This is a genomic window from Desulfobaculum senezii (genome assembly GCF_054657395.1).
This window is the reverse complement of sequence record NZ_BAAHYU010000003.1, coordinates 295,581-319,810: the sequence shown is the minus strand read 5'-3', so window position 1 is coordinate 319,810 and position 24,230 is coordinate 295,581. Positions and strand designations below refer to the sequence as shown.

General features: G+C 62.9%; 23 protein-coding genes and 1 pseudogene. 13 read left to right on the top strand and 11 right to left on the bottom strand.

Features of this window, described 5'->3' with window-relative positions; translation table 11 throughout:
* Positions 1-12 precede the first annotated feature (12 nt).
* The 8 genes and pseudogenes from ACYQ2T_RS10580 to ACYQ2T_RS10545 all read right to left on the bottom strand — a co-directional run bounded on the left by ACYQ2T_RS10580 (position 13) and on the right by ACYQ2T_RS10545 (position 5,477).
* The gene (locus tag ACYQ2T_RS10580) at positions 13-276 is read right to left on the bottom strand and encodes an RNA-binding regulator (RefSeq protein WP_404843835.1); all 264 of its coding nucleotides are present in this window, start codon (positions 274-276) and stop codon (positions 13-15) included.
* 456 nt (positions 277-732) lie between these two features.
* A complete protein-coding gene (locus ACYQ2T_RS10575; protein WP_459900438.1) occupies positions 733-1,128 on the bottom strand; it encodes a secondary thiamine-phosphate synthase enzyme YjbQ in 396 nt (131 codons plus the stop codon).
* A 155-nt stretch (positions 1,129-1,283) separates the two neighbouring features.
* The gene (cobM, locus tag ACYQ2T_RS10570) at positions 1,284-2,018 is read right to left on the bottom strand and encodes a precorrin-4 C(11)-methyltransferase (protein ID WP_459901617.1); all 735 of its coding nucleotides are present in this window, start codon (positions 2,016-2,018) and stop codon (positions 1,284-1,286) included.
* 96 nt (positions 2,019-2,114) lie between these two features.
* Positions 2,115-2,756, bottom strand: a pseudogene (gene cmk / locus ACYQ2T_RS10565) ((d)CMP kinase); the annotation flags it as partial.
* Positions 2,749-3,867, bottom strand: a complete 1,119-nt coding sequence (gene hisC, locus ACYQ2T_RS10560; RefSeq protein WP_459900436.1) for a histidinol-phosphate transaminase — start codon at positions 3,865-3,867, stop codon at positions 2,749-2,751. The pseudogene cmk and the gene hisC, both read right to left, overlap by 8 nt.
* 157 nt (positions 3,868-4,024) lie before the next feature.
* A complete protein-coding gene (locus tag ACYQ2T_RS10555) occupies positions 4,025-4,468 on the bottom strand; it encodes a universal stress protein (protein WP_404843841.1) in 444 nt (147 codons plus the stop codon).
* Between the two features lie 13 nt (positions 4,469-4,481).
* On the bottom strand, positions 4,482-4,949 hold the full coding sequence (locus ACYQ2T_RS10550; protein ID WP_459900434.1) for a universal stress protein: 468 nt from the start codon (positions 4,947-4,949) through the stop codon (positions 4,482-4,484).
* 84 nt (positions 4,950-5,033) lie between these two features.
* Positions 5,034-5,477 (bottom strand): universal stress protein, encoded by a 444-nt coding sequence (locus ACYQ2T_RS10545; protein ID WP_404843843.1) that lies wholly within the window; start codon positions 5,475-5,477, stop codon positions 5,034-5,036.
* Positions 5,478-5,827: 350 nt separating this feature from the next.
* On the opposite strand from ACYQ2T_RS10545, the gene ACYQ2T_RS10540 reads away from it, so the two are divergent.
* Positions 5,828-6,319 carry a hypothetical protein gene (locus ACYQ2T_RS10540; RefSeq protein ID WP_404843844.1) on the top strand — a complete coding sequence of 164 codons (492 nt, stop codon included), beginning with the start codon at positions 5,828-5,830 and terminating at the stop codon, positions 6,317-6,319.
* A 69-nt stretch (positions 6,320-6,388) separates the two neighbouring features.
* Here the strand turns inward: ACYQ2T_RS10540 and thpR are convergent, their stop codons facing one another.
* Positions 6,389-6,955, bottom strand: a complete 567-nt coding sequence (thpR, locus tag ACYQ2T_RS10535; RefSeq protein ID WP_459900432.1) for an RNA 2',3'-cyclic phosphodiesterase — start codon at positions 6,953-6,955, stop codon at positions 6,389-6,391.
* Between the two features lie 18 nt (positions 6,956-6,973).
* Positions 6,974-7,462 carry a CinA family protein gene (locus ACYQ2T_RS10530; RefSeq protein WP_459900430.1) on the bottom strand — a complete coding sequence of 163 codons (489 nt, stop codon included), beginning with the start codon at positions 7,460-7,462 and terminating at the stop codon, positions 6,974-6,976.
* A gap of 142 nt (positions 7,463-7,604) precedes the next feature.
* Between ACYQ2T_RS10530 and ACYQ2T_RS10525 the strand changes: the two genes are divergently transcribed.
* The 5 genes from ACYQ2T_RS10525 to ACYQ2T_RS10505 all read left to right on the top strand — a co-directional run bounded on the left by ACYQ2T_RS10525 (position 7,605) and on the right by ACYQ2T_RS10505 (position 13,821).
* A complete protein-coding gene (locus ACYQ2T_RS10525; protein WP_459900428.1) occupies positions 7,605-8,441 on the top strand; it encodes a DNA polymerase III subunit delta' in 837 nt (278 codons plus the stop codon).
* 246 nt (positions 8,442-8,687) lie between these two features.
* A complete protein-coding gene (locus ACYQ2T_RS10520; RefSeq protein ID WP_459900426.1) occupies positions 8,688-9,086 on the top strand; it encodes a cytochrome c3 family protein in 399 nt (132 codons plus the stop codon).
* Between the two features lie 76 nt (positions 9,087-9,162).
* On the top strand, positions 9,163-11,259 hold the full coding sequence (locus tag ACYQ2T_RS10515) for a hypothetical protein (RefSeq protein ID WP_459900424.1): 2,097 nt from the start codon (positions 9,163-9,165) through the stop codon (positions 11,257-11,259).
* 749 nt (positions 11,260-12,008) lie between these two features.
* On the top strand, positions 12,009-12,179 hold the full coding sequence (locus ACYQ2T_RS10510; protein WP_404843850.1) for a hypothetical protein: 171 nt from the start codon (positions 12,009-12,011) through the stop codon (positions 12,177-12,179).
* Positions 12,180-12,246: 67 nt separating this feature from the next.
* On the top strand, positions 12,247-13,821 hold the full coding sequence (locus ACYQ2T_RS10505; protein WP_459900421.1) for a ubiquinone/menaquinone biosynthesis methyltransferase: 1,575 nt from the start codon (positions 12,247-12,249) through the stop codon (positions 13,819-13,821).
* A 13-nt stretch (positions 13,822-13,834) separates the two neighbouring features.
* On the opposite strand, the gene ACYQ2T_RS10500 is transcribed toward ACYQ2T_RS10505, so the two are convergent.
* Positions 13,835-14,035: a DUF2065 domain-containing protein gene (locus ACYQ2T_RS10500; RefSeq protein ID WP_404843852.1), complete on the bottom strand. Its 201-nt coding sequence runs from the start codon at positions 14,033-14,035 to the stop codon at positions 13,835-13,837.
* Positions 14,036-14,112: 77 nt separating this feature from the next.
* On the opposite strand from ACYQ2T_RS10500, the gene ACYQ2T_RS10495 reads away from it, so the two are divergent.
* From ACYQ2T_RS10495 to ACYQ2T_RS10465, 7 genes are all read left to right on the top strand, one after another.
* Positions 14,113-15,426 (top strand): nucleotide sugar dehydrogenase, encoded by a 1,314-nt coding sequence (locus tag ACYQ2T_RS10495; RefSeq protein ID WP_459900419.1) that lies wholly within the window; start codon positions 14,113-14,115, stop codon positions 15,424-15,426.
* A 72-nt stretch (positions 15,427-15,498) separates the two neighbouring features.
* The gene (locus tag ACYQ2T_RS10490; RefSeq protein ID WP_459900417.1) at positions 15,499-15,672 is read left to right on the top strand and encodes a hypothetical protein; all 174 of its coding nucleotides are present in this window, start codon (positions 15,499-15,501) and stop codon (positions 15,670-15,672) included.
* The gene (mqnB, locus tag ACYQ2T_RS10485) at positions 15,669-16,367 is read left to right on the top strand and encodes a futalosine hydrolase (RefSeq protein ID WP_459900416.1); all 699 of its coding nucleotides are present in this window, start codon (positions 15,669-15,671) and stop codon (positions 16,365-16,367) included. The genes ACYQ2T_RS10490 and mqnB overlap by 4 nt, the downstream gene beginning before the upstream one ends.
* A 192-nt stretch (positions 16,368-16,559) precedes the next feature.
* The gene (locus tag ACYQ2T_RS10480) at positions 16,560-17,363 is read left to right on the top strand and encodes a 1,4-dihydroxy-6-naphtoate synthase (RefSeq protein WP_459900414.1); all 804 of its coding nucleotides are present in this window, start codon (positions 16,560-16,562) and stop codon (positions 17,361-17,363) included.
* Between the two features lie 51 nt (positions 17,364-17,414).
* Entirely contained in the window at positions 17,415-18,404 is a 990-nt protein-coding gene (locus ACYQ2T_RS10475) for a polyprenyl synthetase family protein (protein ID WP_459900412.1), read from the top strand.
* Positions 18,405-18,422: 18 nt separating this feature from the next.
* Positions 18,423-20,912, top strand: coding sequence for a diguanylate cyclase (locus tag ACYQ2T_RS10470; RefSeq protein ID WP_459900410.1), 2,490 nt, complete (start codon positions 18,423-18,425; stop codon positions 20,910-20,912).
* A 139-nt stretch (positions 20,913-21,051) separates the two neighbouring features.
* Positions 21,052-24,057, top strand: a complete 3,006-nt coding sequence (locus ACYQ2T_RS10465; protein ID WP_459900408.1) for an AIR synthase-related protein — start codon at positions 21,052-21,054, stop codon at positions 24,055-24,057.
* The last annotated feature ends 173 nt before the right edge of the window (positions 24,058-24,230 follow it).

Below are 24,230 nucleotides of genomic sequence, written 5' to 3'. Positions count from 1 at the left end.
AAAGTGTCTCGCTTAGTAGCGAGGACGACGCTCGCGGGGCTTGGATTCGTTCACTTTGATGTCGCGTCCGAGGAACTGCGAGCCGTCGAGCGTCTCAATAGCCTGTTCGGCACCTGCGGCTTCCATTTCCACGAAGCCGAAACCACGGGAACGACCGGTCTCACGATCTTCGATCACACGGGCAGAGGAAACCTCGCCGTAACCAGCAAAAAGGGTCTGAAGATCTTGATTGGTGCATTCCCAGGACAGATTGCCGACATAGATATTCTTGGTCAAAATAGATAAACTCCGAATAAAGTCATCCCCGAAAAAAGGTGGGGAAGTGTGTTGTGCAGATGCTCAGATGAACACTGCACTTCGCTCAAATCGATTTGTAGGTTCTACATGCAACCGGAGAACAAAGTCAAACGTTTTTCTTCTGTATTTGCAAAATAAAAAATACGAGGTGCACGCCTTTTCCCATACAATGCCCAATACACTACCTTAAACAGCACATGTAAAATCAAAACATGAACTTTTGAGCATCTTTTTTTCACTATACAGCCTTCCGCCCCTCAGCCTTTTACAATCTTTTCCCGATTAAAACCCTACATCATATCCACCGCGCACCGTCACCCCCTTTCTCTCGCCTTACTGCGTCCTGGCAAATGCGGTTCCGCTCGCAAAAAAGCCCCCGGACCAATCCGGGGGCTTTCATTTCTGCCATAAACACATCGCGACCGGAGCGCACTCCTATGCCCCAAGCCACTTCAGCCACAGCTTGCGCGTCCGCGGGCCGTCGAATTCGCAGAAGTAGATACTCTGCCACGTCCCCAGTTGCAGGCGTCCGTCTTCGACAATGACCATCTGGTCGCAACCAAACATGCTGGACTTGATATGCGCGTCGGAGTTGCCTTCGGCGTGGTGGTAGTCGCCCCGGTGCGGGACGAGTTTTCGCATGTTGACGACGATATCGCGCATGACGTCGGGGTCCGCGCCCTCGTTGACCGTCACCGCGCCTGTGGTGTGCGGGCACCACAGGAGGAGTGCGCCGTCGGTCCAACCCATGGCGCGGACCTTGTCCTGTACGGCGGATGTGATGTTGACCAACTCTTCCCGGGACTGCGTTGGGATGACGAGACTCTCCACAGGCGCACCTCCATTTTCCACAGGGTCACTTGAAATATCCGGCCTTAGGCTGCCGCGTTATGACCTGCCCATGCAGGCCAGCCCACGCGCCCTTCCACCACAGACAACGCGGCCCCGCTGCGCAGTACGCGGCGGGGCCGAAGCGTCACGGCGCGCTAGGCGCGGTAGCCGTGGGCAAAATTCTTGTCATACAATTTCGAGACATGCTCTTCGTCATCCTCGCCGGGCAGGATGAGGAAGACGGTTTGCCGGGTAAAGCCATTCTCGCGCGCAGTCACCGCAAGCTCCGAAAGCGTCGTATAGGCGAGGGTCTCCTCGGGCCAGCCCACGCGGTAGGCCAGCACCACCCGGACATCGCCCGCCAGCCCTGCGGCTTCCAATTCACTTTGAAGGCCCTCCGGGTCACCTGCGGACAGGTAAATAGCCAGCGACGTGCCATGCCGCGCAAGCTCGCGCAGACGTTCGCCCTCGGGCACGGGCGTACGTCCCTCCATGCGGGTAATAATCAGCGTCTGCGTCTTCTCCGGCACGGTGAAGGACAGCCCTGCCGCGGCGGCGCCAGCAAAGGACGCCGTGACGCCGGGAACGACCTGCCACGTGATGCCGTCGGCATCCAGCAACCGCGCCTGCTCTCGCACCGCGCCATACAAGGCCGGATCGCCCGTATGCACGCGCACAACGGACTTTCCCGCCGCCACGGCCTCGCGGATAAGGGCGTGGGTTTCGTCAAGGTTCATGGGCGCGGAGTCGTACACTTCGGCGTCCTCGCGCGCTTCGGCAACAATGGCGCGCGGCACAAGGGACCCGGCATAGATCACCACGTCGGCCTCGCGCACAAGGCGCTGCCCTTTCACGGTAATGAGCTCCGGGTCACCGGGACCAGCGCCCACAAACCACACATCCGGTCCGTCCTGAAAGGACGTCCCTGCCCTGCGCTCCGGCGCGGCGGACGCGCCATGGGCGCGCACGGCCTCCACGGTGGCGGTAATGGCGGCAAAAACCTCATCAATGGTCATGTGCGAGGTATCGATGATAACGGCGTCATCAGCGGGGCGCAGGGGGGCTTCGGCGCGGTTTCGGTCCATGTCGTCGCGCTCGCGAATCTGCTGGGCCAGCGCGTCCAAGTCGGCGGGCTTGCCCATCTCCTGCAATTGCTTAAACCGGCGCTCGGCGCGCACTTCCGGCGTGGCGTCGAGGAAAATCTTGCATGTGGCGTCGGGGAAGACCACGGTGCCCATATCGCGCCCCTCCACCACAAGGGAAGTCGCGCGGCCAAGGCGCTGCTGGGCCAGCTTCTGGAAGGCCCGCACCTGCGGCAGCACCGCCACGCGCGAAGCCATCATGCCCACCTCTTCCGTGCGGATTTCCTCACCGATACGGCGGCCATTGACGAACAGCGTCGACGCCTCGCCCTCTCCGGACAACGTGAACTCCAACGCGGCAAGGCGCGCGTCCAAGTCGTCGGCGGCCAGCGCATCCGCCCCGGAACCAAGCTCCAAGGCGGTGGTGCGGAACATGGCGCCCGTGTCCAGATAGGCCACACCCAAGGCTTGGGCGGTGCGGCGCGCCAGCGTGGTCTTTCCTACACCGGCAGGTCCGTCAATAGTCACAATAAGCGGCTTAGGCATCGGCCAGAATCTCCTTGGCGGTGGCGATGAATTCGCGGTTTTCCTCCGCGCTGCCGATGCTGATGCGCACCGAGCGCGGCATATTGTAGCTGCCCATAGGACGGATAATAATACCGCGCTGGAGCAAACGCTCCACAAATTCGCCCGCATCCAGCGGCGAAGCGGCTGGCATCTCCGTCAGCAGAAAGTTGGCCTGCGAGGGATGCACCGTAAAGCCCATCTCCGTCAACTCCGTGCGCAGATACTGCCGTCCTTCACTTACAGCGCGGCGGGTGGCGCGGACAAAATCCGCATCCTCGAGAGCGGCAAGCCCCGCCACCTCCGCAAGAATATTCACGGAGAACGGCGGCTTCACCCGCGCGCAGTAGCTGGCAAGCCACGCGGGCATAACCCCATACCCAAGGCGCAGCCCCGCCAGCCCGTACAGCTTGGAGAAGGTGCGCAAAACCGCCACATTAGGGAATGCATCCAAACAGCCCATCAGGGAATGCGCGGCCGGGTCCTCGACGAAGTCCATATACGCCTCGTCCACAACCAGCAGACACTGCGGCGGCAACCGCCGCGCGAGGGCCTTCAGGTCCTCCACATCCGGGGTATAGCCCGAGGGGTTGTCCGGCGTGGTCACAAAGCACAGGGCCGTATTCTCATCCGCAAGACCAACCAGCGCGTCCCATGGAAAGCTGAAATCCGGGTTCAGCGGCGTCTGGCGGAATTCCACCCCGCACAGCCGCGCCTGAAGGCCATACATGGAAAAGCACGGGGAAAAGGCAATGATATTGTCGCGTCCGGGGCGCGCCTTCACCCGCACCAGCAGGTCAATGATTTCATCGGAACCGTTGCCCGCCACCACACACTCCTGCGGCACGCCCAGATGCTCCGCCAACGCGCGGCACAGGCGCGGTGTCCCGGCCTGCGCATACCGAAAGGCCAGCGCGGCATGCTCCGTCAGCGCCTTGTGCACCACGGGGGAAGTGCCGAGGGGGTTTTCGTTGCTGGCCATCTTGACCACGCGGCCAAGGCCGTAACGCTCCTGAATCTCTTCAATGGCCAGTCCGGGGCTGTAGGGTTTGAACTCCGGCACCTGCGGCTGAACGGTCTTCTGCAAATCCATGACGAATGCCTCACGGGTGTGAGCGCGCGGCGCAGGACGCGGCGCGCGCATAAGGGTGAACGGTTTCCTTTTGACTATGCGGGGCAGATGAGAATGGAAAGCGGCAGGAAAGTCAATGGTGCGGGGCGCTCACAGCGCGCCCCGCACCACGGGGAATCTAGGCTTCAGGACGCACGGTGAGCACCGGCCTTGTGGCCGACTTCACCACCTTTTCGGCTACGGAACCAAACAGGAGCCTGTCCAGTCCCTTTCGGCCATGGGTGCCGATAACGATAAGGTCGCAGTCCTCCGCATCCGACATGGCAAGGATTTCGTCCGCCGGATAGCCGCTGACGACCTTCGGCGTGACCTTAAGCCCGGCAAAATGCTTTTCCACAAAGTCGTCCATGCTCTTCTCCGCGCCGGAGATAATGTCGCCCACCACGGCGTTCAGCTTGCTGGCGGGCACATCAAACCCGGCATAGTGCTCCAGCGTGGGCGCGGCGTAAAATACCACCACCTCGGCGGACATGCACAGCGCCAGCATGCGGGTATATTCCGCCACCTTGGCGCTGTGTCCGGAAAAATCAATGGCACAGAAAATCTTCTGAATGTCCTTCATACCGTTCTTCCTCCTATTCCTCGTCGTCGTCCTCCCTGACTGCCCGGGGGCGGACGGTGAGTACCGGACAGGGCGCGGCCAGCAACACCTTCTCGGCCACAGAGCCAAAGATGACGCGGTCCAGCCCCTCCCGGCCATGGGTTCCCATCACGATGACATCTGCGTGCATCCGACGGGCCTCGCCGACTATTTCCTGCGCGGGGTACCCGGTCGCCACGCGTGCCGTCACGTTTTTGCCGGGAAACTGCTCCGCCACGAAGGCCTTCATCTTGTCGTGCGCGCCTTGCATAATGCCACCCACAAGGTCCTCAATACGCGTCAGCGGCACATCAAAGCTCAAATACTGGTCAAAGGACGGCGCGGCGTAAAAGACCGTCACCTCGGCGTCACTGCACGCCGCCAAGGTGGCGGCATACTCCGCCACATGACCACTGTACTCCGAAAAATCCACCGCGCACAAGATTCGTTTCATCTGTACCATTGGCCTTCTCCTCCATGAAAAAAGGGCCGGGGTCCTCATGGAACCACGGCCCTTGGTGTGTGTTTTGGCAACGCGCCCCAACCGTTAGGCTTCCGGGCGAATAGTCAGGACGGGGCATGCGGCACTCTTGACCACCTTTTCCGCCACGGAACCAAAGAGGATACGGTCTATCCCCTTGCGCCCGTGGGTACCGATGACAATCATGTCCACGCCTTCGGTCTGGGCCGCCTCCAGAATTTCTTCCGCAGCATACCCGGTTCCCACGCGCCCTGTCACGGGAACGTCGGTAAAATTCTTTTCAATGAATTCATTCATGGTGGATTCCGCCCCGCTGACAATTTCGCCAACAAAGGTCTCGATGCTTGAGGGCGGAACATGGAAGCCGACGTACTGATTGAGCGACGGCGCAACATACAGCACAACAACCTCTGCACTCATGCACTTGGCAAGGGCCTGAGCATATTCGGCAACGCTGGGGCTGTAGTCAGAAAAGTCGACGGCGCATAGAATCTTGTTCACTTGTACCATGGAACTTGCCTCCGGTTGGTGCTTGCAACACCGGCATACGGCCGGTGCATGCGTCCAGTATCAAGGAAAAGAGCGTTCCGGACCTTCCGGGAGTCATACACCTCATCCCTACCCATACTTCCCCCGGTTCGACAAGGGCTTTTTTCTTCCGTAAACTTGACGGGTACACGCCAAGGCATGCACAACTCCCTGCACGGCGCAGGAGCGCAACGCACCACCAATCTGCTGGGGAATTTTTTGCCGCCGCGCGGCATGCGGAGCATCAAGCATTACGGAAAGTTGGCTTCCTACCGGCATTGGCAAGCTATTTGCTTATACCGAGGGAAACACCATACGGATAGGAGTGTGTCATGAAAATCCATCCTGATCAGATTAAAGCCCTCGAACAGGAGCAAGCAAAACACGGCCGCGTTCAGAAGACGAACGGGGACGAGTTTGGCAAGCTTCTCGCCGAGACGATCGGGAAGAGCGAGGAGGCGTCCAAGACGCAGGGGACGGCCCCCACGCCTCCCATGACCGGGCTGTTGCCCGGCCAAATCCTCACGGCTCAGGGCACAGACCAGTCCGGTGAACCCTCGCAGACGGGACAGCACGTCATGGACACGCTGGAAAACCTCTTGAATGGATGGGAAAATTATGCCGCGAAGCTCGGCTCGCCTGAAGCGACTCTGCGTCAGGCTGATGGCGAACTGACCTCCATTGAAAACGGCATTGCCGACATCCGCGAGAAGTGGCCAAACCTCGCCAATGACAACCCGCAAGCGGGCGCCATTGTCGACGAGGTGGAAGTCCTCGCCGTGACCGAGCGCATCAAGCTCAACCGCGGCGACTACATGGCCTAGCGGCTGCCCCGCGCGGCGGGCCAAAGGACTGGCCTTCCGCCGCACCACAGTCTTCCCGAAGCCTTGGGGCTACACGGACGTGGCCCCATATTCGGATACCACCCCATACTGCGCACCCTGCGGCGTCAATGTACTGCGCCACAGGGTGAACCGGTCCACCGGCACAGACGCCCACTCCCGATCGCTTAACGCATCAATCAGCGCTGCCCACCTGTCGCCGCGCGCCTCGCGCACGCGGCAGACGGTGAGGTGCGGCGAAAAGGGGCGCCCCTCTTCGGGGAACCCAAGGGGCAAAAGCGCCCTGTTCACGGCGTCTGCAAGGCGGACAAGCTCCTGCCTGCCCTCCTCGACGCCAACCCACACCACACGCGGCTTTCCCCGCCGCGGAAACGTGCCGCCGCCTCCGGCCCGCAAAGAAAACGGCGCAAACGATACGCCGCCAAGGGCCACCTTCACCTCGTCCAGCTTCTGCGGCGACAGCTCGCCAAGAAACCGGAGCGTCACATGCCAATTTCCGGGCCGCGTCCACGTGGTGCGCGAGGCAAGGCGGCTGCGCCACGTACCCAGCTCCCCAAGCGCCGCCTGATACTCCTGCGGCAGCGGCACACCAATAAACGCGCGGATGCCGTCACGCATCGTCCCTCCCACGGCAGGCTACCCCACCCGCTGGAGCAAGCCCTCAATGGCGGCCTGCGCGGTCTGCGCCTTGACGGCGTCGCGGTCGCCCGCAAAATGGAACACCTGCGAGGACACCGCGCCGTCCACGCTCCAGCCAATCCACACCGTGCCAACAGGCTTGTCCGGCGTGCCGCCGTCCGGCCCGGCAATGCCGGAGACCGCAACAGCGCACTGCGTGCCCACGGCGCGGCACGCGCCCGGTGCCATGGCTTCTACGGTTTCGCGGCTCACCGCGCCATGCGCCGCCAGCACACTGCCGCCAACGCCAAGCAGCGCCGTCTTTACATCATTAGCATAGGCCACCACCGCGCCGCGAAACCAGCGCGAGCTGCCCGGCACGTTCGTCAAAGTATTGGCAATCAGGCCGCCGGTGCACGATTCCGCCGTGGCCACGGACCATTCCCGCCGAACCAGCGCCTCACCAAGCTCAAAGGCCACACGCTCTGCCTGTCGTTGTATATCCACTCCAAAGCCTCCATAAGGTTTGCCTTGTGGATAGCAGTCCCGCGTTTGCCATACAACCCCGCTTGCGGTACACCGCCGGAATCCGGTGACGCGCCGCGTCCGCTTCCGGACCAAACACCACGCGCCGCCACGGAGCATACGAATGACCGCCACAGCACAGCACAGCAGAATTCAGGACGTTCTTACCCGTCTTGTGGACACCCAGCCGCAGGTTCTCCTTCTTGAGGGAGGAACCGTGGATGAACGTATGGATATGGCCATGCACTGGGCGCGCCTCAACAACTGCGCCACCCGCACGGCCTGTGGCCACTGCCCCGCCTGCGTTCAGATTGAGCAGGGCGTGCATGTGGATATCAAGCTCCTTGACGGCCGCGAAGGCAAAATCAAAATCGACGACGTGCGCGAACTCAAGCCCCTATTCGGCCAGCCCCCGCGCGGCGACGGCAAGCGTGTGGTCATTCTTGCCGAAGCGCAGGAGCTTATCGTCGCGGCGGCCAACGCCCTGCTGAAATCCCTTGAGGAGCCGTGCCCGGGCACGTTGTTTGTCCTGTTGGCCCCGCAGCGCGAACGCCTGCTGCCGACGCTGGTTTCGCGCAGTTGGGTGCTGACCCTGCCGTGGCCCCACGGCGGCGGCCTTGACGGCGAAGCCGCGGACTGGCTGCGCGCCCTTGGGCAATTCGCCCAAAGCGGCACGGGCTGGTTTGCCAAAACCGGCGCCAAGGGCGCCGTCACACGCGATATTGCCCTCAAGGTTGTTTTAGCCTGCCGCAAGGACCTCACCGCCATATTGGCCGGGCGCTCGCCCTCACCCATGGGCGCGCAGCTTGCCGCGCGCCTTGACCTAGGCCGACTGAAAAAATTCGACCTAACCCTCGCCCATGCAGAGGACGCCCTCAGCCTGCCAACGGCTGTCAACCCCGCCATGGTCCTAGATTGGCTCGCAACGCGGACGTACCGTCTGCTCCGAGAACGCCCGTAACACGGCCCCGCCCCACACCCTCCATCTACCGCAGCCGCGCAAAATGTCGCCGTGCGGACAGAATCAACGCTGATACATCACGTATGTTTGCGTGATTCGCCCCTTGTGGTATAGTTTTGCAGAAACCTCGCAATTCATCACGCACTAGCGGCGATTCACGTCCATCCTGCTTGACACCTGACGGCGGGTGCAATAGTGAGAACGATGTGAATACTTTATCATTACCTATGAGGAGGTAAACGCGAGATGAAGAAGATCCTTTTCTTGGGCGTTGTATGCTTCGCCATTGCGAGTTTCTGCGCTCTGCCCGTGCTGAACGCAGCTGACGCGCCCGCCGACGGACTGAAGATGGAGGCTACCAAAAAGCCTGTCACCTTCAATCACTCCACTCACGGTGACTACGAGTGCAAAGACTGTCACCACCAGTGGGATGGCTCTTCCGCCATCAAAAAGTGCTCCGATGCCGGTTGCCACGACAACTTCGACCGCAAGGCCAAGGGTCCCGACTCTTACTACAAGGCCATGCACAACCGCCGCGTGAAGGACGTTCAGTCCTGCATTAGCTGCCACGGCGACGTCGCCGGCAAGGACAGAGAGATGAAGCGGGAACTCACTGGCTGCAGAAAGTCTGCCTGCCATCCCTAAATCATGATGCTGTCTTGGGGGCCGCACAGCGGCCCCCTTCTACGTAAGACCCCACGGATAACCCAGAGGTAACGCCATGGCTCCGGAAAACGGCAAAAACGAGGAAATCCTCGAACTCACCGACATCATTAAAAAAGGTGACCTCTCTGATGGGGACCAAGCCACGTCGGACGAGGACATGGACCTCAGCTTCGAGCAGGAACTCGAAGAGCTGTTTTCCGACGACGACGCCGCAGATGGCGATGATGTGCAGGAAATCGACCTTTCCGACCTCGACGAGGACTTCGGACTGGACGACGACGCCGACGCCCAAAGCGATGCGCAGGACGAGGCTGGCGACGACACGCCCGCGCCCGAACCAGACGCCACCTCTGACGACGACCTCGGCGGACTCGACGACCTCGACGACATGGACGACATCGACTCCCTGCTCGACGAAGTAGAAAGCGACACCCTCGCCGCCGACTTTACCGACGCCCCCGAAAAGCCCGCGCCCGAACCAGACGCCGCCCCCACTGCCGACGCCCCCCAAGACGACGAGGACGACGACCTCGGCCTTGGCGATTTGGACGACCTCGGCGACCTTGATGACCTCGACGCCCTCCTTGGCGGCGATTCTGATGCCGATACCGAATCCGGCGCAGACGACGCCGGAGACGATGACATCGACCTCAGCGCCCTCGACGACATTGCCGCCTCAGACGACGATGACACCGACCTTGGCGATGACGACGACATCGACCTGAGTGGACTGGACGACCTGCTGGACGGACTGGATGAACCCAGCGCCGACACACAGGACGACGCCCCCGCAGACGACCCCACACAGGACGAGCAGCCGCAGGCCGCTTCGGAACCCGAAGCACCCAAAAAGCCCGCGCCCGAAGCGCCAGCCCTGCCTGACGAAGACAAAATTTTCGAAGATGCCGAAGCGGACATGGATGACGCCATGCCCGACCTTGGCGATTTGGACGACCTTGGTGACCTTGGCGATGACGACCTCGACGCCCTTGCCGCCGACCTCGGCAGCAACGATGCGCCCGAGGCCGACCAGCCCGCCGAAGAAGCCGCCAGCGCTCCCGCAGAGGAGCCCGCAGAGGAACCCACAGACACCGCCGGCGCTGATTCTCAGCCCGCTCCAGCCGAAGCTGCCGCCGAAGAAGCACCAGCAGAAGACGAGCCCGCCGCGCAGCCCGAGCCTATGGAGCCGGAACCCGCTCCTGAACCTGCGGCAGAAGCTCCCGCGACCGAAGAGCCGGAAGCCGCAGCGGAGCCTGAAGCCGCCGAATCATCCGCCGATGAAGCCAGCAGCGCAGAGCCCGAGGCCGAAGCGCCCGCAGCAGAAGCAGCGGACGATGGACTAGGCGACGCAATGGACGACCTCGGCGACTTGGACGACTTGGATGATCTCGCCGACCTTGCGGACATCGAGGACGTTGACTCCTTTGACCTGCCCGAAGACGACGGCATAGACGCCGACGCCGAGCCCGGGCCGGACCTCGACACCCTCGCCGCAAGCGCGGACGTGCAGCCCGAAGCCGCCCCCGCAGAGCCTGCCGCGGAACCTGCTGACGAAACAGCCGAAGCCCCGGCCACCGAGGAAGCCCCAGCGCCAACGCCGGAAGCTCCGGCCGAGCCCGAGGCTCCCGTTGAGGCCGAATCTGCACAGCCCGAAGCCCCTGAGGCTTCCGAAGCGCCCGCGCCCACGCCGGAGGCGGCACCCGCCGCGCCCGAGCAGGCCGAACCGGCCACCGAGCCGCAGCAGCCCGCAGCGCCTGCGCTGGACCGCATTCTGGCACGGCTGGACGCCCTTGAGTCCTCCGTCGGCACCGCGCTGGACGAACGCCTCGACGCACGCTTCTCCGCCTTTGAAGAGCAACTGGCAGAAACAGACGCCACCCCGTCGCCCGAGTCCCTCGACGAACTCAAGGCGTCCATCAAGGTGGAACTGCAAGCCGAAATCGCCACCACGCTCAAAAAGGCCCTGCTCGAAGAAATCGACGACCTGCGCGCCGAACTGCACCGCGAAGTGGATAGCCAGCTCTCCAGCAGCCTCAAGGACACCATCGTGGCCGAAGTGGAACAGCACATGGAACAGGCCGTCCCCGCCGCCGCAGCACGCATCATACGCGAAGAAATCGCCGCCCTCGCCAAATCCCTCGGCGACGACTAGCGGCAACGCGCCACGGCGCGCTTTACCGCCACCGCTTTCAAATAATCCCCCGGCCCGCCCTTGGCGGACCGGGGGTTTTTACGCTCCGGGGGGGACAAGATGAAGAGTGCCTCCGGCGGCTCAAGGGTGTGACACCCTTGAGAATCCCCAGGATTTTCGGGGCGGAAGCCGCCCCGAAAATAGGGGTGGGCGGGCGGGTTCTCTTGTCTTTTCGTGTTCTTTCTCTTTTCCTCATCCACGCCAGACAGGGATTCTCACCGCCCTTCACACACCGCCAACGCCCCCCCAAAAAACTCTCCTATCCACACGGACGGGAGCCGTCAGGGGTGACGACCGCGACCTCTACAGGCACCCGGCCTGTGCGCACATGGGATTTTTAAGGGCCCACGGCCCTTAAACCTGCGGAGCAAAAAAACTCTCCCATGGCTCCATCCACCCTGCACCCGGCACCACTTCCCCCCACCGCTGCACGCTGCGCCGCAGAGCGCCTGCCAACGCAAGCGCCATGCTCGAAAGCCTGCGCAAAACGCAGCATGCGGCGGGGCGCACGTGGCGGCGCTGTAGAGTAAACCTCGACTCCTGTGATGCAAGATGCTAAAAGCCCACAAAAAAAGGGATGGCCTACCGGGTTATTCTTTTTACCCGCCCGGTCTCATTTGACACGGTGGTCAGGTGACGTTTCCCCCCGGGCGGGTTTTTCCAATGACAACCTCTATCGCATCGCAAGCGCCATCCACAGGGAGGCTCCAGTGGAAAAGCTACAGAAGCAGGCTTTGCAGGTCACGAAAGAGATCGTGGTGAAGTTTATTGAAACGGGCCGCATTTCACCGACCAATTTCCCGGACTATTTTTCCAAGATATACAACGAGGTTCTGGCCACCATCTCCGCTGAGGACGACAACGCGCAGATTCAGCGCTAAACGCAGGCACGGTTCGACACACATGCAGAATCCCGACCATTCACGTCATGCTGGCAATGTTGCTGGCATGTTCGGACGCATTGCTGGCTGGTACGACTTTCTCAATCATTTCCTGAGCCTTGGTCAGGACATTTATTGGCGGCAACGGCTGGTCCGTACGCTGCGTCCTGGCTCGACGGGCCGCACGCTGGACCTTGCTGCCGGAACGCTGGATGTCTCCCTTGAGATCAAGCGCCAGCACCCTGAGATGGACGTCCTGTCCATGGACTTCTCCAAGCCCATGCTGATGAAGGGCAAGACGAAGCTGAAGCCGGGCACACACTCCGGCATCCAGCCTGTGCTTGCTGACGGTCGGTTTCTGCCCTTGCCGGATGCCTGCGTGGACAACGTGACCATTGCCTTTGGCATCCGCAATATAAAGCCCCGCGAGGACGCCTACGCGGAGATGCTCCGCGTGCTGGCCCCGGGTGGCCGCATGTGCATCTTGGAGTTCGGCTCCGGACGCACACCCATCTGGAAGGGGCTGTACAATTTTTACCTGAACACGGTGCTGCCGGGCATCGGGCGCGTCTTCTCAGGCGACAGGGACGCGTATTCGTACCTTGCGGATACGATTACGGGCTTCCCGACGCCGGAAGAGCTGTCGCGTGATATCATGGCCTCGGGCTTTGCGCGGGTCTACCATGTCCCGCTGCTGTCCGGCATTGTGAATATCCATGTGGCGCAGAAGAGCGCGGCGGCCATCACCGCTCCCCCCAAGGCGTCCAAAGCGCCCGAGGAGCCGGGCTCCGGCCTGCTGGACCGCAACCCGGACGCCGTCGCCTTCGCCCTTGATGCGTACAGCACGGCTACCGCGCCAAAGCCGAAAAAGGCGGCCACGAAAAAGGCCGCTCCGGCGAAGAAAGCCGCAACCAAGACGGCGGCCAAAAAGAGCGCGGCGGAAACCAGCACCACGGCCAAGGCGGCAAAACCTGCGGCCAAGAAAAAGACGACGAGCGCCAAAACCGCGGCAACGGCGAGCAAGGCCGCTGAAACGCCGAAGAAGACCGCCACGGCCAAGACGACCACCGCAAAGAAAACCGCACCCAAGAAGGCTGCGGACACGGCTGAAAAGACGACAAAGAAGCCTGCGGAGAAACCCGCGAAGAAGGCGAGCAGTTCATCCAAGACGGCGGCCAAACCCGCTGCCAAGACGGCAAAAGCGGCGCAGAAGGACGCGGAAGCGGCCCCCAAAAAGGCGGAAAAGAAGGCCGCGGCTGAAAAGCCTCAGGCCAAGGCAGAAGACGCCAAGACGCCTGCCGCAAAAAAGGCAAAAAAGCCTGCGACTGCGGCTAAAAAGAAGACGGCTGAAGCGGCGAAGGCTGCTGATGCCGCTTCCGAAACGCCCAAGAAGGCGGAGCAGGCCAAAGCGCCTGTGCAGACGGCCCCCAAAAAGGACACTGCCGCCACACAGCCCGCGCCGGAAAAAGACGTTGCGAAAGCCCCGGCAAAAGCCGTAGAAGCGAAGACCGAGGCCACGGGACAGGCGGAGGAACAGGCGGCGCCCAAGAAGGCCACCAAAAAATCCGCAACTGCAACGGCCCGCAAAAAGAAAAAGGCGGCCAGTAAAAAGACCGCCGCCAAGAAGAAAAAGAAGAAATAAGTCCGCGCGGCGCCTAAGACCGCGCGAACATCACAAGCAAAAGACCGAGGATGACGGCCGTCAATCCGAACTTCCGCAGTTCGGAGGGCGGCCGCTCCGCGAGTTGTCGCAATATGCGCGGCATCTGGTTCGCGGCAAGAGTATACAGCGCTCCCTCAAGAACACACGCAAGGCCTAGGGCGGCTACGAACAGTCTCCAATCAAAGTTCATCATGCTTTTGTCCTACATCCGGCCCAAGGCGCTGTCCACCCTCCGCACCCCGATGCCGGTGCATTGAAGGAGTTGACATCATGGTATCGTTTGAAGACCTGCGTAGCAAAAAGACGCCCCTTGCCGTTGTTGGGCTGGGCTATGTCGGCCTGCCCCTTGCCGTTGCGCTGGCCAAACACTTTTCCGTCATCGGATTTGATATTTCCGCCAAGCGCGTTGACGAGCTGAAGGGCGGCTTTGACCGCACGGGCGAGGTTGAGGACGGCAAGCTCCCTACCGTCTCCATCGACTACACCTGCGACCCGGCGGACCTGAAAAAGGCCGGCCTCATCATCGTGGCCGTGCCCACCCCCATCGACGCCAACCGCCGCCCGGACCTGACTCCCGTCACGGGGGCTTCCACCACCGTTGGAGCCAACCTCGCCCCCGGCACCGTCATTGTCTACGAATCCACGGTGTACCCCGGCCTCACGGAAGAAATCTGCGTCCCCATCATTGAGGAGCAGTCCGGCCTCACCTGCGGCGCGGACTTCTTTGTGGGCTACTCGCCGGAGCGCATCAACCCCGGCGACAAGGTGCACACGCTGGAAACCATCGTCAAAGTGGTGGCCGGACAGGATGACGCCACGGCGGACCTGCTCTGCCGCGTGTACGAAACCGTTGTCACTGCTGGCGTGCACCGCGCGTCCTGCATCAAGGTGGCCGAGGCCGCCAAGGTCATCGAAAACACCCAGCGCGACCTGAACATCGCCCTGATGAACGAGCTGGCCCTTATTTTCGACCGCATGGGCATCGACACCGTCGAGGTGCTGGAGGCCGCAGGCACGAAGTGGAACTTCCTGCCCTTCCGCCCCGGCCTTGTAGGCGGGCACTGCATTGGCGTGGACCCCTACTACCTGACCTTCAAGGCCGAGGAGATGGGCTTTCACCCGCAGGTTATCCTTGCCGGACGTGAAATTAACGACTCCATGGGCAAATGGCTGGCCGAAACGCTCATCAAAAAGCTCATCGCCCGCTGCTGCCTTATCAAGGACGCCCGCATCGGCATCCTTGGCCTGACCTTCAAGGAAAACGTGCCGGACCTGCGCAACACCAAGGTTGTTGACGTGGTGACGGAGCTTCGCGAATACGGCGCCAACGTGCTCATCCACGACAGCATGGCCGACCCCGAGGAAGCCCGCCACGAATACGGGCTGGACCTTGTGGGCCTTGAGGAATTCACGGAGCTGGACGGCCTGATTCTGGCCGTGCCGCACGAGGAATACATGGCGTTCTCGGCCGAGACCATCGCCGGATTCTTCCGCGACCCGAAACAGGGCGTGGTGATGGACATCAAGAGCCTTTTCGACCGCAACAGCCTCGAAGCCCTCGGGCTGGAACTGTGGCGGCTGTAGGAGCTTTGCACGATGCAGGACGGCGTACGGCGCATTAACTGCTGGCAGGACTGCTGAGCCGGATTCCGGGAGATGAGTTTGCATCTCCAGTCCCTGCCGCCGGGTGGCACCATGGAGGCCGACGCCAACGAGGCGGGCCTGCCAAAGGTGGACATCGTCCTGCGGCACAGGGGCGCCAGCATTGTCTCCACAGCGCGCATTGGCGACGGCCTGTACAGACTGACCATCCGGAAGGACGAATCATGATTGCGCTGGTCTTTGCCACCGCCAAGGAATGCGCCGCCGCCCTGCCCGCGCTGCAGGACCTCCCCAAGCCGGGAGGCAGCGCGGCGGCCACACTGCATGGGCGCGCGTGCCGCGTGCTGATTACGGGCGTTGGCCCTGTCAGCGCGGGCATTGCCACAGGCCGCATGTTGGGGGCGCACCCGGAGATTTGCGGCGTGGTCAACGCCGGACTGGGCGGCAGCCTCGACCTTGCCGCCCTGCCCCTTGGCGCAACATGCGCCGCAAGCGCTGAAATCTTCCCGGAGTACGGCCTGTTCACGCCAAGCGGGCTGTCGCCGCAGGGCCTTGGCTTTGCGCAGTGGGAAGGCGGCGACGTGTATGACCGCCTCCCCCTGTCCCCGCACGACGCCGCAACGGCCATGGGCCTTACGCTGCCGCAGGCGTGGCCTCTTGCGCCCATTGTGAGCGTTGCAGGCGTCAGTGGCACGCCGGAACGGGCCGCAACCATACAAGCGCGCTACCCGGACGCGAAGGTGGAGAACATGGAAGGCTTTGCCTGCGCCCTTGCCTGCGCGCAGGCAGGCGTGCCGTTCCTTGAACTGCGCACGGTGTCCAACGCCGTTGGCTCCCGCGCCGCGGCAGACTGGGACATCCCCGGAGCCTTCGCGGCCCTTGCCGCCGCCTGTGAAACCCTGCTTGGCCCCGCGGCAGAATAACGCGCCCAGGCGCACAGTTTTCCACAGCCAAAACGGCAAAAATATCCGCCGCACGTGGATTTTCGCCGTCACAAACGACGCGCGCCTATGCCGCGCCACGCGCCGCACACACCCCAAAGCGGGAACAGTACAACCACGCTCCGGCCCTGCCGGAGGCACGCCGGACACAGACCCGGCAATTGGACCATGACCATGACTGATGCTTTGACCGTTGCCATTTCCCCGTGTCCTAACGACACGTATATCTTTGCCGCATGGATTCTGGGCCGCATCCCAGAGCGCCTTGAGCGGCCCGTCCGCTTTGTGTGGGCGGACGTCGAGGAACTCAACCACGCCGCCGCCGAGGAGCGCTACGACGTCGTCAAGATGTCCGCCGCCGCATCCCTTGGCCTCACCCGCACCTACACCGTGCTGGACAGCGGCGCGGCCTTTGGCAAAGGCGCCGGGCCCAAGCTGGTGGCACGCCCCGACGCGCCTAAGACCCCGAAGACCGTTGCCGTCCCCGGCCTTGGCACCACGGCCTACACCGTACTGCGCGCCGCCCTGCCAAACGGCTTCACCCCCGTCCCTATGCTGTTCTCGGACATTGTGGACGCCGTGCGACAGGGCAAGGTGGACGCGGGGCTGGTCATCCACGAAACCGCCCTCGTCTACGAGCGCTACGGCCTCCAGCTGCGCATGGACCTTGGCGCATGGTGGAAGGAACAGGGCGAAGAGGCCCCCATTCCCCTTGGCGTCATTGCCGCGCGCACCGCACTGCCCGAAGCCGAGCGCGGCGCCATCACCGAGAGCATCCGCAGCAGCATCCTCCACGCCCGCGCCCACCGCGAGGATATCTGGCCGCTGGTGCGCACCTTGGCGCAGGAAATGGACGATGAAACGCTGGAGCGGCACATTGCAGCCTATGTGGACGACCTGAGCGTTGATATGTCCGAGGCCGGACGCTGCGCGCTCAAGAGGCTTTCGCAGCTTGCATCCGGAGCATCTATCGGATAGGGACCACCCTGTTCAGCCCATTACTCTTGTCTTGCCCTGCAACAGGGGAACATGGATAATACACCACCTATGCACAAGCTTATTTTATCGTATCTTGAAAACGAGCTCCCGCGCATCAATGCGTTCTTGGAGCGTGAAACAGACAAGCTCGACGGCAGTGTCCGGCCGCCCATCCAGCACGTTCTGGCCGCTGGGGGCAAGCGCATCCGGCCGCTGTTGACGCTGCTGGCCTCCCGCGCCCTTGGCGCGCAGGGCGATACGCCCTATCCGCTGGCCTGCTCGCTGGAGATGCTCCACTCCGCCACCCTGCTGCACGATGACATCCTTGACGAAGCCGCCCTGCGGCGTGGCCGCAAAAGCGCCCACATCGTCTACGGCCCCAACGTGACCATCCTCGCAGGCGACGTGCTGCTGGCCCTTGCCAACCGCCTTGTGGCGGACTACGGCGAGCCGCGCCTCACCGCCATCCTGTCCGAGGCCATCCTGCGCACCGCCACCGGCGAGGTGAAGGAAATCGCCAACGTCCGCAATACGGACCTCACCAACGACGATTACCTCGACATCATCACCGGCAAGACGGCCTACCTCTTTCAGGCCGCGTGCGAGGCCGGAGCCATTGTCGCCGGAGCCACACCAGAGCAGGAACAGGCCGCCCACAACTACGGGCTGTACCTTGGCATCGCCTTCCAGCTTGTGGACGACGCCCTCGACTACGTGTCCCCCTCGGACGTCTCGGGCAAGCCCTCGGGCGGCGACCTGAAGGAAGGCAAGCTCACCCTGCCGCTCATCGGCTACTTTGACTCCCTCCCGGACGCCGAGCGCCAGCAGGTGCTGACCAAGTTCCGGGACAATGCCCTGACAGAGGACGAAACAGCGCACATCCTCGGCGAGATAACGCGCCTTGGCCTGCCGCAGAAAACACGCGAAGCCGCAGAGCGCTACGCCAACATGGCCCACGACGCCCTCTCGGCCTTCCCGGAGACACCGGAGCGAGAGGTTCTCCACTCGGTTCTGGACTACGTTCTGTCACGGGAAAAGTAGGAGCACAGGCACCCGACCATGCAGCACGCCTTGAAGACCGTTCTCACCTCCGCCAGACAGAGTCTGGAACAGACCTTCCCGCCCGCAATGTCCAAGCTGCTGCAGGAACTGGTCAAACCCGAGCCGAGCTTCGAAGCCATCGCCCGCATCATCAGCCTTGATCCGGCGATGACTGTGGCCGTGCTGAATCTGGTCAACTCCCCCTTTTATGGCCTGTCGCAGGGCGTCACCAATCTGGAACGCGCCGCCGTGGTCCTCGGCACGCGCGAGATTCTCAAGATTGCCCTGTCCGTCTCCTATCTGGAATCGCGCCAGTCCGCCGCTGTGGACACAGACGACGCCTTCTGCAACTGGCGCATGGTGGTGTGGTCCGCCGTGGCCGCCGGGCTGATGGCCGAGCGCGCCGTGCCGGACAAGGCCGACAAGCTCTACCTGTGCACCCTGCTCAAGGATATCTCCCTCATCGCGCTTTCTGGCGACGAAAACGGTTCCCTGCCGCCTCCGCCAAAGGTCCCCCTCACCTGCCTGCGCCCCGGCCAGCTGGAGGCCGAGCGCGAAATATGGTCCGTTGACCACGCCGAACTTTCCGCGCAGCTTCTGCGCCTCTGGGACATCCCGGACATCGGGTGCGACAGCATCCGCCACCACCATGACTTGGACGACATCGAGCGCCACCCCGTTCCGACCCGTATCGTCATCCTCGCCACCCGCTGGGCCGAACTCGCCAACGACTGCCACGGCATGAACGCCCCGGAGGAACTCGTCCATCACGAGGCCTTCATCCGGCAGATTCTCGGCCTCACCCGCGAGGAGATGGAAGAACTGCGCGCCATGTGTCTGACGCGCTTCCGCTCCATGCTCTCCACCATCCATCTTTCCGAAGTGCCAAAGGCCGACAGGCTCTACGAGCACTCCCTGCAGGACATGCAGACCTTCCATCTGCAAGCCATGGAAATCGCCTCCGCCGACGGCGGCACCCACACCGTGGCCCGCACCCTGGCCCGCCATCTGCGCTGGAACTTCGCCCTCAGCGACTGGGACCTGTGCCTGAGCGAACCGGGGCAGCACCGCTGGAGCCTCTATCAGTGCCACCCCGAGGACGGCGTCACCGCCTCCGGCGCGGCCGAACAGCTTGCCGACCTGCCATGGCGGGGCGCAGCAGGCGACGCCCATCAGCTCATTGCCGTTGGCGACAAATGGGGCGAAATCCGCTTCCCCCACACCGGTGCCTCGGACGACATCATGGCCAAGGCGCAGCTGTATCTGCGCTTCGTCAGCCGCTCCCTTGAACGCTACAACAAGCGCCAAGCGGTCCTTGTCAGCAAGGCGCGCACGCTGGATAATCTGCCCGTGGGCGTTGCCCGCCTCGACGCCGAAAGCCGCGTGTGGGAGATGAATCAAAAGCTCTACGAGCTCCTCGGCTACCCGCAGAATCCCCAAGGGCGCCTCATCATCGACTGCCTGCACGAAATCGGCTCCACCGGCCTTGGCCGCGACTGGACGGACTTTCTCTCCACGCCCTCGCGCGAGGCATTCAGCAAGGTCTTTTGCCTGCAGCCCTCCGGGGACACGCCGCCCCGCTGCGTCTATCTCTCCGCCCACAAGCAGGACAAGCAGGATATTCTGTTCATGATTGAGGACGTCACCGAGGTCTCCTCCGTTGAAATGCAGGCCCTGCGGCAGGGGGCATTTCTGGAGCAGGTCATTTCCTCCATGCGCGACGTTGTGCTCACCACGGACGCGCGCGGCGTCATCACCTTTGCCTCGCCGGAGCATGAACGCCACCTCGTGGGTAAAAATCTGTTCACCGTGGCCACCCCCGTGGACGAAAACGACGGCGCATGGGATGCCTCGCGCCTGCACCCGCAGACCACCAGTGTGGAGGTTGCCCTTGATGTTGGGCGCGAAAAGCCCCTCCCCCTTGAGATGGTCATCTCGCTCCTTGTGGGCACCGCGGGCGAGCAGGCAACCTACCTCGTTGTGGGCCGCGACCTTACGGACATCCGGCGGCTTGAGGAAAAGCTCCGCAGGCAGGCCGTGCGCGACGGGCTGACGGGGCTGTTCAACCACTACCAGTTCCACAGCCTGCTGGAGCGCGAAGCGCAGCGCTTTGGCCGCACAGGCCGACCGCTGGGGCTGCTCTTTTTCGACCTAGACGGCTTTAAAGCCATCAACGACACCCACGGCCATCAGGCCGGAGACGACGTCCTCAAGGGCGTCGCCCAGATTTTGCGCCACACCGTCCGCCGCGGGACGGACTATCCCTGCCGCTACGGCGGGGACGAGTTCGCCGTCATTGTCACGGAAACCAGCGAGGAAGGCATGCGCACGCTGGCCCAGCGCATTCACGAGGCGGTCAACACCCGCTTCAAGGGCGCAGTCGGCCTCAGCATGGGCGCGGCGCTCCTCGGCGAGGACGAACGCCCGGCGGACCTGCTGCGGCGCGCGGACCAAGGCACCTATGCCGCCAAGGCCGTCGGCGGCAACCGCATCCACTGGATGGAATGATTTTTCGCGACTTCGACGCCGCCCCATGCGGGGCGCACTGACAGACCGGGCCACAACCGTGGACCCGGCTTCATCTTTTCAAGGGAACCGCAGGACCGGACTCCCGGTCCGAGCAGCACGCAAACAGGGAGACACGTCAATGCTCAGGCGAGTTGAGTTGGGACTTCAGAAGCATGTCACGGACACTGTGGGCAAAAAGGTTGCCCACGGCATCACCCACGCGCTGGGGCTGCCCGTGACGGATTGCCGTATTATCAAGGTCTTCACCATTCAGGGCGTGGACGATTGCGACGTCCGTTCCATCGTTGATGCCGCCGCCCTGCACGACCCCGTCCTCCACGTCGCCTCCACCACGCCGCAGGCCGATGGGTTCGACTGGATTATCGAAGTGGGCTTTAGGCCCGGCGTCACCGACAACGAAGGCCGCACCGCCCACCAAAGCCTTGCCCTCATTCTGGAGCGCACTCCGGAAGAGGCCGAAACCATCGCGGTATACACCTCCACCCAGTATCTCCTGTCCGGCGACCTGTCCGAGGACGACGTCGCCCGCATCGGCAAGGACTTCCTCGCCAACGAGCTGATCCAGCGCTTTGAGTACAAATCCGCCGCCGACTGGGCCAAGGCCCCGGGCTTTGAGCCCAAGGCCGCACAGGTCACCGGCGAAGTGCTCGACGACGTCGCCGAGGTTGACCTGCAGTCCATGACCGACGACGAGCTCGTCGCCTTCTCCCGCGAGAACACCCTCGCCCTCTCCCTTGAGGAGATGCAGACCATCCGCGACCACTACACCGCCCCGGACGTAGCCGCCGCGCGCAAGGCCGCAGGCCTCAGCGCCCACCCCACGGATGCGGAGCTGGAAGCCCTCGCCCAGACGTGGTCCGAGCACTGCAAGCACAAAATCTTCAGCGCCAAAATCGACTACGAAAACCGCGAAAAGGGCACCCGCACCACCATCGACAGCATTTTCAAGACCTTCATCATGGACTCCACCGCCCGCATCCGCGAGGAACGCGGCGAGGACGACTTCTGCCTGTCCGTCTTCAAGGACAACGCCGGCGTCATCACCTTTGATGAGGACCACAGCATCTGCATCAAGGTCGAAACGCACAACTCCCCCTCCGCCCTCGACCCCTACGGCGGCGCGCTCACCGGCATTGTCGGCGTGAACCGCGACCCCATGGGCACCGGCATGGGCGCAGACCTCATCTGCAACACCGATGTGTTCTGCTTTGCCTCGCCCTTCTATGACAAGGTTCTGCCGCCCCGTCTGCTGCACCCCCGCCGCGTGCTTGAAGGCGTGCGCGAAGGCGTGGAGCACGGCGGCAACAAGTCCGGCATCCCCACCGTGAACGGCTCCGTGGTCTTCCACGAGCAGTACCTCGGCAAGCCCCTTGTCTTCTGTGGCACCATCGGCCTCTTACCCGCTGAAGTCAGCGGCAAGCCCAGCCACGAAAAGACCGCCATCCCCGGCGACGCCATCGTCATGTGCGGCGGCCGCATCGGCAAGGACGGCATCCACGGCGCCACCTTCTCCTCCGAGGAACTCCACGAAGGCTCCCCCGCCACCGCCGTGCAGATTGGCGACCCCATCACCCAGCGCAAGATGTACGACTTCCTCATGCGCGCCCGTGACGCCGGTCTCTACAACGCCATCACCGACAACGGCGCAGGCGGTCTGTCCTCCTCCGTCGGCGAAATGGCCGAGTTCTGCGGCGGCTGCAAAATGGACCTCTCCAAGGCTCCCCTCAAGTACGACGGCCTGCGCCCGTGGGAGATTCTGCTCTCCGAAGCGCAGGAACGCATGACCCTCGCCGTGCCGCAGGACAAGCTGGACGCCTTCCTCACCCTGTCGCGCGAAATGAACGTGGAATCCAGTGTTCTTGGCGAATTCACGGACTCCGGCTACTTCCACGTCACCTACAAGGACCGCCCCGTCGCCTATCTGCCCATGCAGTTCCTGCACGACGGCGTACCGCAGATGCAGCTCAAGGCCATCTGGGAACGCCCCGCAGACGAGGATCCGTACATCCCCTTCTTCGTGGCCGATCACGCCGATCTGCTCAAGAAGATGCTCGGCCGCCTCAACATCTGCTCCAAGGAATACATCGTCCGCCAGTACGATCACGAAGTGCAGGGCGGCAGCGTGGTCAAGCCCCTTACCGGCGCGCAGAACGACGGCCCCTCCGATGCTGGCGTCATGCGTCCCGTGCTCGGCAGCACCAAGGGCATAGTCGTTTCCCACGGCATCTGCCCCAAGTTCTCCAAGCTGGACACCTACTGGATGATGGCCTCCGCCATCGACGAAGCCATCCGTAACGCCGTTGCCATCGGCGCCAACCCGCGCCACATGGCCGGGACGGACAACTTCTGCTGGTGCGACCCCGTCCAGTCCGAAAAGACCCCCGACGGGCACTACAAGCTCGCCCAGCTCGTGCGCGCCAATCAGGCGCTGGCCCACTACTGCCAGTCCTTCAGCGTGCCCTGCATCTCCGGCAAAGACTCCATGAAGAACGACTACACCGGCGGCGGACAGAAAATCTCCATCCCGCCCACGGTGCTCTTCTCCGTGCTCGGCCTCGTGGATGACGTCAACAAGTGCGTCACCTCCGACTTCAAGAAGCCCGGCGACCTCGTCTACATCCTCGGCCTCACACGCCCCGAACTCGGCGGCAGCGAGATTTCCGACATGATGAAGGCCCCCTTCACCGAAGTGCCGCAGGTGGACGCCGTCACCGCGCGTGAACGCTACTACGCCCTGCACAGCGCCATCACCGACGGCCTCGTCACCGCCGCACACGACCTCTCCGACGGCGGCCTCGGCGTCGCCGCAGCAGAGATGGCCATCGGCGGACGCATCGGCGCACGCATCAACCTCGACAACGTGCCCGTCTGCCCAGACAGCATGGAAGCCACCGATATCCTCTACAGCGAAACCAACTCCCGCCTGCTCGTCTCCGTCGCACCCGAAAACCGCGACGCCTTCGAAGCCGCCTTCGCAGGACAGCACTGCGCCTGCATCGGCGAAGTCACCGGCGGCGAGACCTTCGTCATCGAATCCGGCGGCAAGCACCTCGTCGAAGAACACGTTCAGGCCCTCACCGACGCATGGCAAAACACCCTCGGCGGTAACGGCAAAGCCAACTAACACCGCCATGCCGCGCCAAGCGTGACAGCATAAACGCCAACGGCCCCGCTTTGCATGCAAAGCGGGGCCGTTTTTTGGGAAAGAGAAGAGGCCTCCGGCGGGTTAAGGGTATGATACCCTTAACAATCCCCAGGATTTTCGGGGCGGAAGCCGCCCCGAAAATAAGGGTGGGC